This window comes from Haloterrigena alkaliphila, assembly GCF_017352155.2.
GTDB classification, from domain to species: domain Archaea; phylum Halobacteriota; class Halobacteria; order Halobacteriales; family Natrialbaceae; genus Haloterrigena; species Haloterrigena alkaliphila.
The window spans coordinates 2,122,060-2,137,110 of record NZ_CP071462.1 but is presented as its reverse complement, the minus strand read 5'-3'; the positions used below and the strand labels follow the sequence as shown (position 1 = coordinate 2,137,110).

Annotated in this window: 14 protein-coding genes; 7 read left to right on the top strand and 7 right to left on the bottom strand. The window is 69.4% G+C overall.

The features are described 5' to 3' along the window. The first annotated feature begins 68 nt into the window (after window positions 1–68). Complete coding sequence (locus J0X25_RS29150) at window positions 69–1,340, top strand: sulfite oxidase (RefSeq protein WP_207287425.1); 1,272 nt, start codon at window positions 69–71, stop codon at window positions 1,338–1,340. Window positions 1,341–1,379: 39 nt separating this feature from the next. On the opposite strand, the gene J0X25_RS29145 is transcribed toward J0X25_RS29150, so the two are convergent. From J0X25_RS29145 to J0X25_RS29135, 3 genes are read right to left on the bottom strand one after another with little or no spacing between them, the layout of a single operon-like run. Continuing rightward, entirely contained in the window at window positions 1,380–1,664 is a 285-nt protein-coding gene (locus J0X25_RS29145; protein ID WP_207287424.1) for a ubiquitin-like small modifier protein 1, read from the bottom strand. Between the two features lie 31 nt (window positions 1,665–1,695). Further along, the gene (locus tag J0X25_RS29140; protein WP_207287423.1) at window positions 1,696–2,964 is read right to left on the bottom strand and encodes a DUF8167 domain-containing protein; all 1,269 of its coding nucleotides are present in this window, start codon (window positions 2,962–2,964) and stop codon (window positions 1,696–1,698) included. Then, on the bottom strand, window positions 2,961–4,211 hold the full coding sequence (locus J0X25_RS29135; RefSeq protein ID WP_207287422.1) for a DUF8167 domain-containing protein: 1,251 nt from the start codon (window positions 4,209–4,211) through the stop codon (window positions 2,961–2,963). Before J0X25_RS29135 ends, J0X25_RS29140 begins: the two co-directional genes overlap by 4 nt. A 211-nt stretch (window positions 4,212–4,422) precedes the next feature. On the opposite strand from J0X25_RS29135, the gene J0X25_RS29130 reads away from it, so the two are divergent. After that, on the top strand, window positions 4,423–5,610 hold the full coding sequence (locus tag J0X25_RS29130) for an NAD-binding protein (protein WP_207287421.1): 1,188 nt from the start codon (window positions 4,423–4,425) through the stop codon (window positions 5,608–5,610). A 180-nt stretch (window positions 5,611–5,790) separates the two neighbouring features. On the opposite strand, the gene J0X25_RS29125 is transcribed toward J0X25_RS29130, so the two are convergent. Further along, window positions 5,791–7,179 carry a universal stress protein gene (locus tag J0X25_RS29125; RefSeq protein ID WP_207287420.1) on the bottom strand — a complete coding sequence of 463 codons (1,389 nt, stop codon included), beginning with the start codon at window positions 7,177–7,179 and terminating at the stop codon, window positions 5,791–5,793. Window positions 7,180–7,326: 147 nt separating this feature from the next. Then, window positions 7,327–7,962, bottom strand: coding sequence for a deoxyribose-phosphate aldolase (deoC, locus tag J0X25_RS29120; protein WP_207287419.1), 636 nt, complete (start codon window positions 7,960–7,962; stop codon window positions 7,327–7,329). Window positions 7,963–8,034: 72 nt separating this feature from the next. Between deoC and J0X25_RS29115 the strand changes: the two genes are divergently transcribed. From J0X25_RS29115 to J0X25_RS29095, 5 genes are all read left to right on the top strand, one after another. Then, entirely contained in the window at window positions 8,035–9,048 is a 1,014-nt protein-coding gene (locus J0X25_RS29115) for a ribose 1,5-bisphosphate isomerase (protein WP_207287418.1), read from the top strand. A gap of 129 nt (window positions 9,049–9,177) precedes the next feature. Continuing rightward, window positions 9,178–9,999, top strand: a complete 822-nt coding sequence (locus J0X25_RS29110; RefSeq protein WP_207287417.1) for a DUF63 family protein — start codon at window positions 9,178–9,180, stop codon at window positions 9,997–9,999. Window positions 10,000–10,037: 38 nt separating this feature from the next. After that, complete coding sequence (locus tag J0X25_RS29105; RefSeq protein ID WP_207287416.1) at window positions 10,038–10,925, top strand: ATP-dependent ribose-1-phosphate kinase; 888 nt, start codon at window positions 10,038–10,040, stop codon at window positions 10,923–10,925. Window positions 10,926–11,061: 136 nt separating this feature from the next. After that, window positions 11,062–11,364: a HalOD1 output domain-containing protein gene (locus J0X25_RS29100; RefSeq protein ID WP_207287415.1), complete on the top strand. Its 303-nt coding sequence runs from the start codon at window positions 11,062–11,064 to the stop codon at window positions 11,362–11,364. Between the two features lie 130 nt (window positions 11,365–11,494). Beyond that, window positions 11,495–12,223, top strand: a complete 729-nt coding sequence (locus J0X25_RS29095) for a guanosine phosphorylase (protein ID WP_207287414.1) — start codon at window positions 11,495–11,497, stop codon at window positions 12,221–12,223. A 20-nt stretch (window positions 12,224–12,243) separates the two neighbouring features. On the opposite strand, the gene J0X25_RS29090 is transcribed toward J0X25_RS29095, so the two are convergent. Together J0X25_RS29090 and J0X25_RS29085 are read right to left on the bottom strand one after the other, a co-directional pair. Continuing rightward, entirely contained in the window at window positions 12,244–14,538 is a 2,295-nt protein-coding gene (locus tag J0X25_RS29090; RefSeq protein ID WP_207287413.1) for an amino acid permease, read from the bottom strand. After that, window positions 14,531–14,968, bottom strand: a complete 438-nt coding sequence (locus J0X25_RS29085; RefSeq protein ID WP_207287412.1) for a universal stress protein — start codon at window positions 14,966–14,968, stop codon at window positions 14,531–14,533. Before J0X25_RS29085 ends, J0X25_RS29090 begins: the two co-directional genes overlap by 8 nt. Between the last annotated feature and the right edge of the window lie 83 nt (window positions 14,969–15,051).

Genomic DNA, 15,051 nt, shown 5'->3' with positions numbered 1-15,051 from the left:
CGGCGCGGACACCGGGGCCGACACGACCGTGCCACTATTTACCACGCGGCAGTGTGGAGTGAGACGCTATGGTCGCCGAAGGGCCGCGAGAGAACCGACACGGGGAGATCGAGGCGATACTGGAACGGAAAGACGGCGGCGTGCGTCCGGTTCGAGACGAGGCGGACAAGTACACGGTCGTCGGCGCCGCGGAGCGTCGCACCTACGCGAGCTGGCTGACGCCCGTCGAGGAACACTTCGTCTGCCATCGAAACGACATTCCGCGGGTGGCGGCCGACGGATGGTCCGTCTCGCTCGCCGGGCAGCTCGAGGGGACCCTCTCGATGGCGGCGATCGAAACCGAGTACCCGACGGTGGCGGTCGCGCACACGATGGAGTGCGCCGGCAACGGTCGCGGCCAGCACCGACCCGAGACGGGCAGCGTGCAGTGGGAGTTCGACGCCGCCGCCACCGCGGTCTGGACCGGGACGCCCCTCAGTTCGGTGCTGCGCGATTTCGGCGCGGACGCGGCCGAGGGCCGGTGGCTGACCGCAGTCGGCGGCGATCGATCCGACGGCGACGACGTCTTCGCGCGGTCGATTCCGCTCGAGAAGGCGCTCGACGACTGCGTCCTCGCCTACGAGATGAACGGCGACCCGCTCCCGCCGGAGCACGGGTATCCGGTCCGACTGATCGTCCCCGGCTGGTACGGGGTCAACAACGTCAAGTGGCTCGAGGAGCTCCGGGTGGCGGACTCGATGGTCGTCGACGGGGCGCTCGACCGGCCGGGCGAGCACGCCGTCTGGCAGCAGGAGTCGTACCGAATCCACCCCGAAGGCGTCGAACCCGATCCGAACGAGACGATCGATTCCGTCGACACGTGGACCCAGCTCGAGGGCGCGGTCGACTCCCCCTACACGTTCGACGCGAACGTGATGTCGGTGATCGGCACGCCGGACGGGGAGTCGCCGGCGACGCCCGACTCGGACGGAACGATCGAGGTGCGCGGCGTCGCCTGGGCGGGCGACGACGCCGTCGACCGCGTAGATATCTCGACCGACGGCGGCGAGACGTGGAACGACGCGGACCTGTTCGGCCCCGACTACGCCGGCGCGTGGCGACTGTTCCGCTACGACTGGGACGCCGGACCCGGAACGCACGCGCTGCTGTCGCGGGCGACCGACGAACTGGACCGGCGGCAGCCGGCGCGGATCTCCGAGCCCGACGCCTGGCGCGACGCCCTCGAGGACGACGAGTACCCGTGGAACGAGGGCGGCTACGCCGCCAACGCGTACGAACCGAACGGCGTGACGGTCGAAGTCGTCGCGGACGAAGCGGGCGAGACGACCGGCGACGAGTGAGGAGGCGAGGGAGCGGGCGAGAGACGGACTCGAGGGGCGCTATCCGCCGCTGACGGGCGGGAAGAGCGCCAGTTCGTCGCCCTCCTCGAGTTCCGTCTTCATCCCCTCCTCCTCGACGAGGACGTTCGTCCCATTTCGCAGAACGTTGATCTGGGAGCGCAACTCGCCGTCGTCGTCGAGGACGCGTCCCTCGAGGTCGGACCGCTCCTCGAGCAGTTGCTCGAGGGCGTCCCCGACGGTGTCGCCGGCGCCCGCGTCGACGGTGACGTGTTTATCGCCCGCGCGTTCCGCGAGGTCGGCGAAGAGCTTCCACTCGGTGGGCATACGTGGCGGTATCGGTGCCGACGGCAAGTAGCTACCGCTCCCGCGCGGGGTCGGCCGGCGGGTCCGTGGGTTCCGAATCGGCTTCCGCTCCGTCCGACTCCGCGGCCTCCTCGAGCAGGGCCTCGCCGGGCCGCTCGAGGTCGCCGATCCGCCGCAGGGCGTCCGGGCGGCCGAGAACGTAGGCGACGTCGCCGGCCTCGAGGCGCGCGTCGGCCGCCGGCAGCGCGAGGGGGGCGGCGGCGTCCGCGTCGCGGTCGACCGCGAGGACGAGAACCGGCAGCGAGCCGACGGTCGCGCCCTCGAGCGCGTCACCGGCCGCGACGGGGAGCGTGGTCACGGTCTCGTCGGCCGCCCGGAGCAGGGAGACGAGGTCCCGCTCGGCGCCGGGGTCGCGAGGCAGCGTTACCAGCCGGTACTCCTCCTCGGACGGGAGCGATCCCGCGTCGTCGGCGTCGACGGCGACGGTGGCCACGTCGTCGGCGACTCCGCGGAGTTCTCCGCCCGTGGCCCGTCGGAGCGAATCGCCGTCGCGACGCCAGATCCGGACGGCGTCTCCGGGTGTGGCGTCCGGCGCCGGATCGCCGCGGATCGCGACGGCGACGGTCCCCGGCGCGAGCGTCGAGCCGATTCCCGACGGGCGGCTGCCGAGGGCCAGGTAGTCGATCGTCCGATCGGCCCCGAACTCGACGTCGACGTGGCCGATCCCGTAGTCGCGCTCGAGGCGGTCGATCAATCGCTCGCGCAGGTCGTCGACCGAGAGGCGCCGCGGGAACAGCAGCGTGTGGCCGGCCAGTTCGGTCTTGGTGGGCTCGTCGACCGGGTCGTAACCGTCGACGTCCGCGATCTCCTCGGGGAGTTCGACGGCGACGACGCGGCCGGCCGATCGGACCAGTTGGCCGACCTCGGTGATCGTCCGCGGCGTCGCGATCGAGAAGACGTCCGTCGCGAGGTGGTCACCGAGTCGTCGGCCGCCGTCGGCGGCCATCGCGCTCGCGGCGAACGCGGCGACCGTGAAGACCACCGTACTCAACTCGAGCAGTTCCGCGTCGCCGCTGATCACCTGCTGGAGCGCCGACTCGGCGTTGAGCCAGATGGCGACCATCGAGACGCCGAGCAGAATCGCGACGCCCTCGGGGATCGCGTCCGCGCTGTACCAGCGGAAGACGAAGGCGATGCCCGCGGCGGTTCCCCCCGCCAGCAGCGCGAAGCCCAGAATTCCGAGGAGCGAGTCGAGCAGCGTCTCCGAGGTGATCGTCTGGGCGAGCATCGGCTCGAGTCCGGCGGCGATCGACGCCGTCATCGGGCGACCGCCTCCACGAACTCGTCGGTCGCCGCCTCCGGCCCCGCGACGAACACCTCGTCGCCGGGCTCGAGCGACCGTTCGATGCCGGGCGCGAACACCCAGCCGCTGCGACGACCGCCGGTCTCGCTGCCCTGTCGACGGGCGGCCAGGACCGTCACGTCCGCCGCGGCGCGGAGGTCGGCGTCCGCGTTCGGGCCGACGGTGAACCGTCGGATCACGTGCCCGGCCCGCTTGACCAGCGTGAAGGCCTCGAACTCCCGGCTGGTTCCTCGGGAGCGGACGACCAGCCGCGGCGTCTCGGTCTCGAGCAACGCCTTGACGTCCCGGCGGGCGACGGCGACGGTAACGCGACCGATGCCGCCGGCGCTGGCCGCGTTCGGTTTGGGCGCGGGGTCGGGGTCGGCCTCCGCGTCGCCGCCGTCGGGGACGGGCGTCCCGTCGTCGACGGGCGACTCGTCGGCCGCGTGTTCGTCGTCGACCGCCGTCCGGGCGCTCAGCACCGTTCCGGAGAGCGTCCGCGCTTCGGCGCGGATCGACACCTCGTCGCCGCGCGCGAGCCCGGTCGGGACCAGCGTCGCGATCGAGACGGCGCGGCGGCCGTCGGGGATCCGCTTGGAGAGCCCGCCCGACGGCGGGGCCGCGGTGATCGTCGCGCGTGCCCGCTCGTCGATCGTCACGCTGACGTCGCCCAGGTCGTGGTCGGTCCGCAGTCGCTCCTCGAGGCGGGATTCGAGTTCCGACAGCGGCAGATCGGCGGGGAGCCGCCACGAGCCGTTCTTCAGCGATCGGCGGAGGGCCGGCGATAGCGGCGGGTAGCCCTCCATGTCGTGGATTTCGCCGGTCGGACGGACCGTGACCTGTCCCATGGTGCCGACGAGTTCGACGACGTCGGCCGACAGGGTCCGCTGGCGGATCGAGGTGAGGGAAAGGTGCCGTGGGAGTTCGGCGCCGAGTTTGTCGCCCTGGCTGTGGGCGTAGAGCGCGAGCATGAGGACGACGAGGACGGCGATCAGCAACCGCGGCGACTGGGCGATGTTCGGTTCGACGAGGCCGAGCAGCCCGCCCTGCACGCTGGCGATCGACAGCGCGAGGACGACGACACCGAAACCGGGCAGCGTAACTCCGGTAAAGTAGCGAACGAGAAAGCCGAGCGAACCGGCGACGAACGCGGGGACGATGCCGGTCAGGAGACCGAGATAGAGACCGAACAGGACTTCGACCGGGAGACTTCCACCGGGCGTCATTGTCGGCGAGTTGTCCGGGACGGTTAAATCACCACCGACCGCGAACCGCGGCCGCGATTCGCGGTCGCGGCCGCGCTCGCGTCCTCGAGTCGAAACGGGACCCGTCCGAACGAGCGGCTGTCCGTCGTCGCTCGGACGGGCGGCCGTCCATCGACGGGTGTGAACGTTCGAAAACGGAGACGTTTAACTGACACCGTCGCGGACGGGCTGTATGGCCGAGGAAGGGTGGATACGAGCGCGGCTGCCGGACAACTGGCGGCGGCTCCTCTCGATTCAGGCGGCCGTGATGCTCGCGTTGAGCGTCGCGATCCTCTCGGTCGGGACGGCCGTCGTCAACATCGGCTTCGATTTCGTCGGCGGGCCGCTCGCGGAGTACGTCCCCGACCCCGTCCGGGACGCGGCCGGCTTCACCGGCGCCCTGACGGGGTTTCTGATGGTCGGCAGCGCGCTCGCGCTCCGGCGCGGGCTGCGAGCGGGGTGGTGGGCGACGCTGCTGTTGCTCCCGCTGACCGCCGCGCAGGGCCTGCTCCAGTCGAGTCAGTTCTCGCTGCCGCTTGTCGTTCTGTCGCTGATCGCGATCCCGGTGGTGTTGCTCAACTACCGCCGGTTCGACAAGTCGCTCTCGCTTGGGACGACCCAGATCGCCGCCGGCTTCGCGCTGCTGGGCGTCCAGGCCTACGGCACCATCGGCGCGTACGCGCTCCGGGAGGATTTCGAGGGCATCACGACCATCCTCGACGCGTTCTACTTCACGCTGATCACCTCGAGCACGGTGGGCTACGGCGACGTCACGCCGGACTCGGGGTCGACGGAGGCGATGCTGTTCACGATGTCCGTGCTCGTGCTGGGCGTGGCCAGTTTCGGTATCGCCATCGGGGCGCTCGTCGGGCCGGCGATCCAGACCCGCATCACGAAGACACTCGGAAAGATGACCGATACGCAACTCGAACTGCTCGAGGATCACGTCCTCGTGCTGGGATACGGCGAACTGACTGAACCGATCGTCGACGAACTCGCCGCCAACGACCGGCAGTTCGTCGTCGTGACGAACGACCGCGAGGCGGCCTCGGAGCTCTCCGATCGGGACATCTCCGTGGTTTCGGGCGATCCGAGCGACGAGGAGCCCCTCGAGCGGGCGAAGATCGAGCGCGCGAGCGCCATCCTCGTCGCCACGAACCACGACGCGGAGGACGCGCTCGCGATCCTCACCGCGCGCCAGTTGGCCCCGGAGACCCGCATCGTCGCCGCCGCGACCGACCGCGAGAACACGACGAAACTCGAGCGTGCGGGCGCGGACGCGGTGATCAGTCCAGCGATGCTCGGCGGCCACCTCCTCGTCCAGTCGGCGCTGGGCGAAGACGAGAACGAACTGATCAAGCACATCATGCGCAGCGACTGAGTATTGTCGCCGTCTGAATCGCCGACGCGAATCCGCCTCGATGGCGATTCAGCCGTGGACGCGGCCCGGACAGCAACGCTCGACCCGGGATTCGGCTTCGACGTCGCGGGCGGAACTCGCGACCGGGACGGTCGTGTGCTCCGCTGGCACGCGTGAGCGGACGACCCTACGTCGGTCGCGTCACCGATGGCGGCCGCGGTGAACGATCGCCACGTCGGCCTCGAGGTCGCTGAGTCGCTCGAACGTCGGCGGTGAGACGAACCGTGAGGCGGCCGAGCGGTCGGTGCTCGAGCCGACGAAGACCACGTCGTACTGGGGGGAGACGCGCTCGAGGTAGGACTCGACCGGTTCGGTGACGACGTGGGTCTCGAAGCGACCGTCGAAGGCGTCGACGAGATCCGCGACGGTGTTCTCCGCGCCGCGGCGCTCGGATTCGCGGTCGATGCAGGTACAGACGCTGGTGGGCTGCCAGGAGCCGGAGACCCGCTTGGCGAAGTCGACCATCGCGCGGGCGGTGTCGCCGGCGCCCCGAACCGCGACCATGGCGTGGCGCCACCGGCGGCGGCCGTTCGCGGCGCGGAACGCGATGACGTCGATCTCGCTGTCGAACAGCCCGACGATGAACGGCGAGAGGCCGCCGCCGTCGCGCTCGGCGTACGGCGTGACGATCAGGTCGCAGTTGTGCTCCCGGGCGGTGCGAAGGACCTGTCCCGATGAGCGCTCGCCGGCCGCGACGACGACCTCGCAGGGAACGCCGTACTCGGCCGCGAGATCGGCCGCGAACGACTCGAGACGACGGGCCGCGGGTCCCGGTTCGCTCGTGGCGATCTCGTCACCGTCGTCGACGGTGTCGAAGAGGACGATCTTCCCGGCGTCGTGTGCGCTGGCGAGTTCGGCGGCGAAGTGAACGACCGGCGCCGCGTCCCCGTCGCCGTCCCAATCGTCGTCCATCGAAACGAGGACGTGATCGTCGCCGTTGGTCGTCTGGTAGAGGTACCGCGCCCGGCGTTCGTAGAAGCGGTCGCGCCAGACGACGAACGCCGCCGCGACGAACGAACTCGAGACGACGATCCCGAGCACGTAGGCCAGTTGGGCGTTGCCGCTGACCAGTACGAGCAGCGCGGTCGAGAACGCCGTCGGCTCCTCGAGATCCAGCACCCAGGTGGCGATCCCGGTGAACAGGATCGCGAGCGCGGCGCCGGACGCGCTGACGCCGGGGCCGGTCAGCCCCGCCGTGTCCGCGAGTGCGAGCGCGAGCCACCCACAACACGCGCCGGCGGTCATCCCGCCGACGAACTTCGTCGGCGTGGAGTAGCGGCCCTCGGGATCGGCGAAGAGGGTGTACGTCCCCGACGCCAGCGGCGGGAACAGGAGGAAGGAGACGGCGGCCGTCACGTTCGCCAGCCACGTCACCGCGGCGAGCAACAGCGGGACGAAGACGAGCACCGAGAGGTGCAGGAGGTTTCCCGTGTGTTCGAGCCAGCGTGAGAACGCGTCGAGTTCGCGGCGCTCCAGTCGACGAAGGCGGCGACGAAGCGAGCGAATCCGCGTTCGGACCGACTCGAGCATAGGCCCCGTTGAACGATCGGCGACGAAAAGCGTTCGGGTTACGGTACTGTCGTCGACGACGAGGGGTCGACTGGGCGTTCGTTGCGCCGATCGCGCTGTCTCGGCTCTCGATCTCCCGTCGCGGCCACCGCTCACTCCGTCGTCGTGTTATTCCGGCGCGCCCTCGAGGATCGCGACGCCGCTCGAGGCACCGATTCGCTCGGCGCCGGCCTCGACCATCGCCATCGCCTCGTCGTAACTGCCGACGCCGCCGCTGGCCTTGACGGGCAGATACTCGCTCATGAGTTCGACGTCCGGAACCGTGGCGCCGCCGTCTTCGAAGCCGGTCGAGGTCTTGACCATCGCCGCGTCGGCTGCCTCCGCGGCCTCGCAGGCGCGGTGTTTTTCCTCCTCGGAGAGCAGCGCGGTCTCGATGATCACCTTCACCGGGATCGGAACCGCGGCGACGACTTCGGCGAGTTCCGCTCTGACGACGTCGTCCTCGCCGGCCTGCAGTCGGCCGACGTTGAGCACCACGTCGAGTTCGTCGGCGCCGGCCTTCCAGGCGGCGACGCCCTCGCGTCGCTTCACGTCGGCCGCGTTCTGCCCGTGGGGGAAGCCGACGACCGTCGCGAGCGTGACGTCGGGCGCGTAGTCGGCGGCCTCCTCGAGGGCGAACGGCGGGATGCAGGCGTTCATCCCGTGGTCCGCGGCCTCGTCGAGTACCCGGCAGACGTCGGCGAACGCGGTTTCGGGACCGAGAACGGTGTGATCGATCAGGGGCGCGAGTTCGCTGCGGTTCATACGGACACGGAGTCGGTCGACGGGCAAAAACCCGCCCGATCACTTTTGCCGTCCGAACTGCAAACGGGGGTCATGGACGATCCTGGGAGAAACGTCGATCCGGCCGTCGAAGCCACCGCCGCGGACATCGCCGCGATGGACGTCCGCGGGGCGGCGACGATCGCCGACGCGGCCGCCGGCGCCCTCGCCACGCAGGCCGATCGCTCCGATGCCGAGACGCCCGCGGCCTTCCGGGATCAGTTGCGGGAAGCGGCGAAGACCCTCTACGAGACCCGTCCGACCGCGGTGAGCCTCCCGAACGCGCTCCGGTACGTCCTGCGCGGGATGGACGGCGAGACCGTCGCCGAACTGCGCGCCTCGACAATCGCCCGCGCCGAGGAGTTCCAGCGGGACCTCGCGCAGGCGCAGTCGACGCTCGGGGCGGTCGGCTCGAACCGGTTGCGCGACGGCGACGTCGTGATGACCCACTGCCACTCGACGGACGCGCTGGCCTGTATCGAGGCCGCCCTCGAGGACGGCACGGAGATCGAGGCGATCGTCAAGGAGACGCGGCCCCGGAAGCAGGGCCACATCACGGCCCGGCAGTTGCGCGAGTGGGGCGTTCCGGTGACGCTGATCGTCGACAGCGCGGCCCGCCGGTACCTGGATCGAGCCGACCACGTGCTGGTCGGCGCGGACAGCATCGCCGCCGACGGCAGCGTCGTCAACAAGGTCGGGACCAGCGGACTGGCGGTCACCGCCCGCGAGCGGGGCGTGCCGGTGATGGTCGCCGCCCAGACGATCAAACTCCACCCGGACACGATGACGGGCCACACCGTCGAAATCGAGATGCGCGACGAACGCGAGGTGCTCGCGGACGACGAGCGGGCCGAGATCGCGGCGGACGATGGACGGGCCGAGATCGCAGCGGACGACGGGGACTCCACCGACGACGGGCTCTCGGTCGAGAACCCCGCGTTCGACGTGACCCCGCCGCGCTACGTCGACGCGATCGTCACCGAGCGCGGTCAGTTCCCGCCGGAGAGTATCGTGACACTCATGCGAGAGCTGTTCGGCGAGACGACCGGCGAACCGTGGGAACGCTGAGCGGCGACCGGCGCGGTCGTCCCGCGTGACCGCCGTTACCGCCGTTTCCGCCGACCCGGTCCGATCGTTCACGCGAGTGAATGATTGTCGACCGGAAAGTGTTTGGCACTGGTGTGTGCGACATACGGTATGGTATTACCCGAGGGGTTCGCCCTTCCACCGTGGTATCTCCTCGTCCCGATCCTCGTGGTGCTGGCGGGGACCGTCGCACTGCTGTGGGCCCTCGAGCCGCCGGTGACCGACCGGACAGTGCTGGCGTTCGCGCCGTGGATGATGCTCGGTTCGGCCCTTCACGTCCTCTATCAGCTGTCAGCCTACCCGGATCGTTTCGAGATACTGTTCGCGACGCCGACCGTCTATCTGATCACGGCGATCGCGGCGGGGCTCTGCTGGATCGTCGCGATATTCCTCTACGCCGGGGGGTTACAGCCGACCATCCCGCGTTTCCTCGGCGTCGCGGGGACGGCCTTTTTCACGGTCTTCGCGATGGTCATCATCAACGCCGGCTGGAGTCAGGAGACGTTCGACCTGTTCTGGCCCGTCATCTGCGTCGTCGTCGCCGGCATCGTCACCGCCATCGCCTGGGTCGCGCTCAGCCTCTGGTTCACCGACGTCGCCGCGACGACGAGTTACACCGGGGCGCTCGTGGTCTTCGGCCACGCCATCGACGGCGTCTCGACGGCCGTCGGCTACGACGTCATCGGCGTCGCCGAGACGGTCCCCCTCTCGGCGCTGATCCTCGAGGCCGGCGAGTCGCTGCCGACCGCCGACTACATCGGCGCCGGCTGGCTCTTCATCCTTGTGAAGGTCGTCCTCGCGCTGGTGATCCTCGGCCTCTTCAAGGAATTCGTCGACGAGGCGCCCCGTCAGGCGCGGATCCTGCTCGCCGGCGTCGCCGCGGTCGGACTCGGGCCGGGCATCCACAACGTCTTGCTCTTTATCGCCACCTAGAGTTTTTTCGGGCGCCGTCGTCTTTCCTGTCGTATCGAATGCCCCCCACCGTACTCACCGCCGGCCACGTCAACTGGGACGTGACGCTGCGCGTCGACCGCCTCCCCGTCCCCGACGGCGAGGCGACGATCCGCTCCCAGCGCCAGTCCGGCGGCGGCAGCGCCGCCAACGTCGCCGCCGCGCTCGCCGGGCTCGAGGTCGAGACCGGCCTGATCGGCAGCGTCGGCGACGACGATAACGGGCTGCTCGCGAGACGGGGCCTCGAGGAGGCGGGCGTCTCGCTGTCGGGGCTTCGGGTCGTCGAGGACGCCCAGACGGCCGTCAAGTACCTCCTGGTCGACGACTCGGGAGAAGTCTCGATCCTCGGCAACGACGGCGTCAACGAGGCCGTCCGGCCGGCGGACGTCGACGCCGACCACGTCCGGTCGGTCGACCACGTCCACCTCACGAGCCAGCACCCCGAGACCGCCGCGAGGATCGCGTCGCTCGCGGCCGACGCCGGGATCACCGTCAGTTTCGACCCCGGCCGGCGGTTCGGCGACCGCGAGTACGACGCGGTGCTCGCGGCGGCCGACGTGCTGTTTCTCACCGAGCGAGAGGCCGCGGCGCTGGGCGAGTCCGACGGACTGGATCGCCGCCCGGCGGATCGAATCGTCGCCGTCACGTCAGGCGCCGACGGCGCGGAACTCCGAACCCCCGAGGGGACCTACACGCACCCCGGCTTCGACGTCGAGGCCGTCGACGCGGCCGGCGCCGGCGACGCGTTCGCGGCGGGCTTTCTCGCCACCCGACTCGAGGGCACTGACCTCGAGGACGCCCTCGCGTACGCGAACGCCTGCGGGGCGCTGACCGCGAGTCGAGAGGGGGCCCGGAACGCCCCGACGGCCGCGGAGGTCGACCGCTTTCTCAGCGAGCGGGACGAGTGATCGGGGGGACACGGGTACGGTCTCGAGCGACGGTGCTGTGACGGGGTAATTCTCAGCCCCTGCTATCCGGCGGTAATTATATGGGAGACGCCGTTGGTCATTTTTCTATACAGTCACGGAGACGTGACGGAGAGACATGACGGAACGAAGGATCAGCGAGTCCCATGGGTGCGAGCTCAAACGCCGCGTCCAGTACGAGAGAGGCAGGAATGAACCACCGAGTATCGCCGCCGCAACGGCGTTAGCAGAGTACTACGACGAGGATGCGAGTGCGACTACCAGACAGTTGTACGACTACGTCGATCCGGACGCCCTCGACGCCCTCTTCGCCGACACCCACGCCGGGCGGAGTCGGGCGTCGGGAACCGTCGAATTCACCGTCGAGGGGGTCACGGTGACGGTGACACCCGATCGGGTGGAGGTCACCCCGGAGACGTAACTGAATCACGCGACTCGCAGTCGACGCATCGCAAACTGGGGGAATGGGACAGTTTCCAGGGTACTGACCCGACGGACCGTCGGGATCCGTCCTCGAACCTTTTTTCTCGCCGCCGCCGGAATCGGGGGGTATGGCAACGCAACCGCACCTGCTGGTCGACGACGGAGACCTGACCGATCGGGCGCTCATTCCGGGCGACCCCGGTCGCGTCGACCGCATCGCCGACCGCTGCGACGAGTCCGAGACGATCGCACAGAACCGAGAGTACAAGGTCGTCAACGCGACCTACGGGGGGCAGGAACTGACGATCTGCTCGACCGGGATCGGCTGTCCGTCTGCGGCCATCGCCGTCGAGGAACTAGCCGCGGTCGGCGTCGAGAACTTCATCCGCGTCGGGACGACCGGCGCGCTGCAGTCGGAGATCGAGATCGGCGACATGATCGTCGCCACCGGCGCCGCGAAGAACGAGGGAACCTCGAAGCGCTACGAGGACGTCGAGTACCCCGCCGTCCCGGACTACGACGTGCTCTCCTCGCTCGTCGATTCCGCGGAAGCTAACGACGAGGAGGTCCACGTCGGTCCCATCGTCTCCGACGACGCCTACTACGCCGAGACCGACGAACACGTCGCCGACTGGGAAGACGCGGGTCTGCTCTGCGTCGAGATGGAGGCCGCCGCCGTCTTCTCGCTGGCCCGCCGCAAGGGCCTGCGCGCCGGTGCGATCTGTACCGTCGACGGGAACCTCGTCGAGGGCACCCAGAAGGGCACCGACACCGAAGACGACGAACTCCCCGACAAGGCGAAGAACAACGTCGGCCGCGCGATCGACATCTCGCTCGAGGCCGTGACCCGACTGTAACCGGGCCACTTCCCCGACTTCTACTCCGAGCGTCCGAACAGTCGCTCCCGGAGCGAGCGCTCCGCCGGCCGCTCGGCGAGCAGGACCGAGCAATCGACGTCGTCGACGACGTCGAGCACGAGCGAGCCGCGGACGAGCCGCGAGAGGAGGCCGCGCTCGGTCGCGCCGATGATCACGAGCGATTTGTCCGCGGCCTCGCGGGCGATCGCGCCCTCGACGTCGCCGCTATCGTCGACGGTCAACACGGCGTCGCCGAAGCCGTGTTCGGCCGCCCAGTTCGCGAGGAACTGCTCGCCGGCCTCGCGCTCGTTCTCGTCGTCGACGACGTGGAGTAGCTGAATCGTCGATCCCGTCGCCGAACGCAGCGTCTTCGCGACTTCGGCGCTGAGATCGGAGTCGGGACCGCCGGCCGTCGGCAGGAGGATCCGCGACGGATCGTAGCCGCGGTCCTTCAGGACGAGGAAGTCACACGGCAGGTCGGCGGCGAGTTCGTCCAGCGGGCGCTCGGCGCGGCCCGCGGTCCACGGGCGGTCGCCGCCCCACCCCATCACGACCCGATCGGCGTCGTGCTGACGGGCCGCGTCGAACACTTCCTCGAACGAGCGGTGGGAGACGATCGTCGTCGTCTCGATCGGAGCACCGCGGTCTTCGGCGTGTTCGCGGGCCCGCTCGAGCAACTTCGCGGACTCGGCGTCGATCCGGTCGACGTAGTCGGTGGCGCCCTCTAGCGGCGTCTGATCGGGCACCTGTACGATGTGGACCGCGTGGACGACGCCGTCGTTTTCGGCGGCGAGCGTGCTGGCCAGTTCGATCAGGTGCTGCTCGGTACGCGGGTTGGCCAGCGGAACCATGACGCGATACTCGCTCGAGCCGTCGGGGCGGGCCGCGCTGGCCGCCGAGACCGCGACGTCGGGCATCTCCTCGGAGCGGTCGAGGATGTACTCGCCGAGCACGCCCTGCCGGGGCGTCTTCGAGCGGGCGTAGAACGCGTACCACAGCACCGCGACGGAGACGAACGCGAGGCTCAGCGCGATCTCGATCGTCTCCATGAAGGCGACGAGCCCGAACGAGAGGATCGCGCCGAGGATCGGCGTCACCGGGTAGAACGGCACCCGGAAGTCGGGATCGTACTCGGGGACGTCGGCCTGCCGGAACGCGATCAGCGCGACGTTCATCAGCGCGTAGACGATCAGGTGGAGCACGCTGGCGGCCTTCGAGAGGATCTCGAGGTCCTGTCCGAGCGCGACGATGAAGACGATGATGACGCCACCGGTCAGCAGGATCGACCGGTACGGCGTCGCGTACCGGGGGTGAATCTCGTTGAGTTCGTCCGTGACGATCTTGTCCCGACCCATCGCGAAGTTGATCCGGGCCGAGGAGAGGATCGACGCGTTGGCGCTCGAGGCGGTCGCCAGCATCGCGGCCAGCGAGATCAGCGTCACGCCGACGGCGTCGAGGACGGGGATGCCGGCGAACGTGATCTCCGCGACCTGCGAGACGGGGACGCTGTCGTCCAGCGAGTGCCACGGGACGATGCCGACCATCGTGGCGACGAGAACGCCGTAGATCACGGTGACGACGCCGACGCTGCCGATGACCGCGATCGGCAGGTTTCGGCCGGGGTTTTGCAGTTCTTCGGCGACCGTCGCGATCTTCGCGTAGCCGAGGAAGGAGACGAACACGAGGGCGGTCCCCGGCAGGATCGCACCGTACCCCGCGTCGGTCGGCGCGAGGCCGTCGGTCGTCAGCGTCGACCACTCGAAGTGGAGGAAGCCGGAGGCGGCGAAGACGGTCAGAATGCCCAGCAGGATCGTGACGATCACCGTCTGGACGCCGCCGGTCTCCTTGGCGCCCATGTAGTTGACGCCGACGAACAGCAGGCCGGCGACCAGCGCGCCGAGTTGGATGTCGGTCAACGCGAACAGGCCCAACTCGAGGGTCGGCAGCGCGAGCATCGTTCCGGCCAGCAGGTCGGTGAGGTAGCCGCCGAAACCGATGCAGTAGAACGCCGACGCGAAGGCCAGCCCCATCCAGTCGCCCATGCCGGCAATCGAGCCGAACAGCGGCCCGAGCCCGCGGTTGATGTAGTAGTAGCCGCCGCCGGCTTTCGGCATCGCCGTCCCGAGTTCGCTCACCGCTAAGGCGTTGACCATCGCGATCAGGCCGCCGATCACGAACGAGACGACGACGATCGGGCCGGCCTCCTGGGCCGCGACGCCGGGCAACACGAAGATGCCGGCGCCGATCATCGTCCCCATCCCGATCGCCAGCGCCGAGAGCAGGCCGAGGTCCTTGGCGAGTTCTTCGTCACTCATGGTCGGGTCGGGGCAGGATTACCAGCGGACGATCGGTGTTCGTGAGCAGTTTCTGCGCGACGTCACCGGTCAGAAGCTTCACCCACCGGCTCGCGCCGCGAGGCGTGAAGACGATCGACGTCGCCTCGAGGTCCCGAGCGCGATCCAGAATCGTCCCGGCGACGTCGGTGCCGTACAGGATTTCCGTGTCGACGTCGGTGTTCGTCCCCGCGAGCGTCGATTCGACGAGTTCGAAGATGCGTTCGGCGCGCTCCTCGCGCTGGGTGACGCTCGCTTTGTCAGGGGCGCCGCCCGCCTTCTCGATGACGTGGACGACGTGAACCGTCGCGCTGTCGTCGCCGAGCTTCCCCAGAATCGCCTCGCACGTCTGCTCGGCGTCCCGCTCGTTCGCGATTGGCACGAGCACCGTCTCGAGGAAGGAATCAGTCATCGATCGACCCCTCCGTCGGTGACCGGCGGTTCGCACGCGCCGGCGTTCGCTCGGCCGTACTGGGCGTCCTCCCCGAAGGTACG

Bases quoted from the DNA above. Each gene is read 5' to 3' on its own strand.
- J0X25_RS29150 (WP_207287425.1), top strand. From the start codon at position 69: ATGGTCGCCGAAGGGCCGCGAGAGAACCGACACGGGGAGATCGAGGCG.
- J0X25_RS29145 (WP_207287424.1), bottom strand. From the start codon at position 1,664: ATGCCCACCGAGTGGAAGCTCTTCGCCGACCTCGCGGAACGCGCGGGC.
- J0X25_RS29140 (WP_207287423.1), bottom strand. From the start codon at position 2,964: ATGACGGCGTCGATCGCCGCCGGACTCGAGCCGATGCTCGCCCAGACG.
- J0X25_RS29135 (WP_207287422.1), bottom strand. From the start codon at position 4,211: ATGACGCCCGGTGGAAGTCTCCCGGTCGAAGTCCTGTTCGGTCTCTAT.
- J0X25_RS29130 (WP_207287421.1), top strand. From the start codon at position 4,423: ATGGCCGAGGAAGGGTGGATACGAGCGCGGCTGCCGGACAACTGGCGG.
- J0X25_RS29125 (WP_207287420.1), bottom strand. From the start codon at position 7,179: ATGCTCGAGTCGGTCCGAACGCGGATTCGCTCGCTTCGTCGCCGCCTT.
- deoC (WP_207287419.1), bottom strand. From the start codon at position 7,962: ATGAACCGCAGCGAACTCGCGCCCCTGATCGATCACACCGTTCTCGGT.
- J0X25_RS29115 (WP_207287418.1), top strand. From the start codon at position 8,035: ATGGACGATCCTGGGAGAAACGTCGATCCGGCCGTCGAAGCCACCGCC.
- J0X25_RS29110 (WP_207287417.1), top strand. From the start codon at position 9,178: ATGGTATTACCCGAGGGGTTCGCCCTTCCACCGTGGTATCTCCTCGTC.
- J0X25_RS29105 (WP_207287416.1), top strand. From the start codon at position 10,038: ATGCCCCCCACCGTACTCACCGCCGGCCACGTCAACTGGGACGTGACG.
- J0X25_RS29100 (WP_207287415.1), top strand. From the start codon at position 11,062: ATGACGGAACGAAGGATCAGCGAGTCCCATGGGTGCGAGCTCAAACGC.
- J0X25_RS29095 (WP_207287414.1), top strand. From the start codon at position 11,495: ATGGCAACGCAACCGCACCTGCTGGTCGACGACGGAGACCTGACCGAT.
- J0X25_RS29090 (WP_207287413.1), bottom strand. From the start codon at position 14,538: ATGAGTGACGAAGAACTCGCCAAGGACCTCGGCCTGCTCTCGGCGCTG.
- J0X25_RS29085 (WP_207287412.1), bottom strand. From the start codon at position 14,968: ATGACTGATTCCTTCCTCGAGACGGTGCTCGTGCCAATCGCGAACGAG.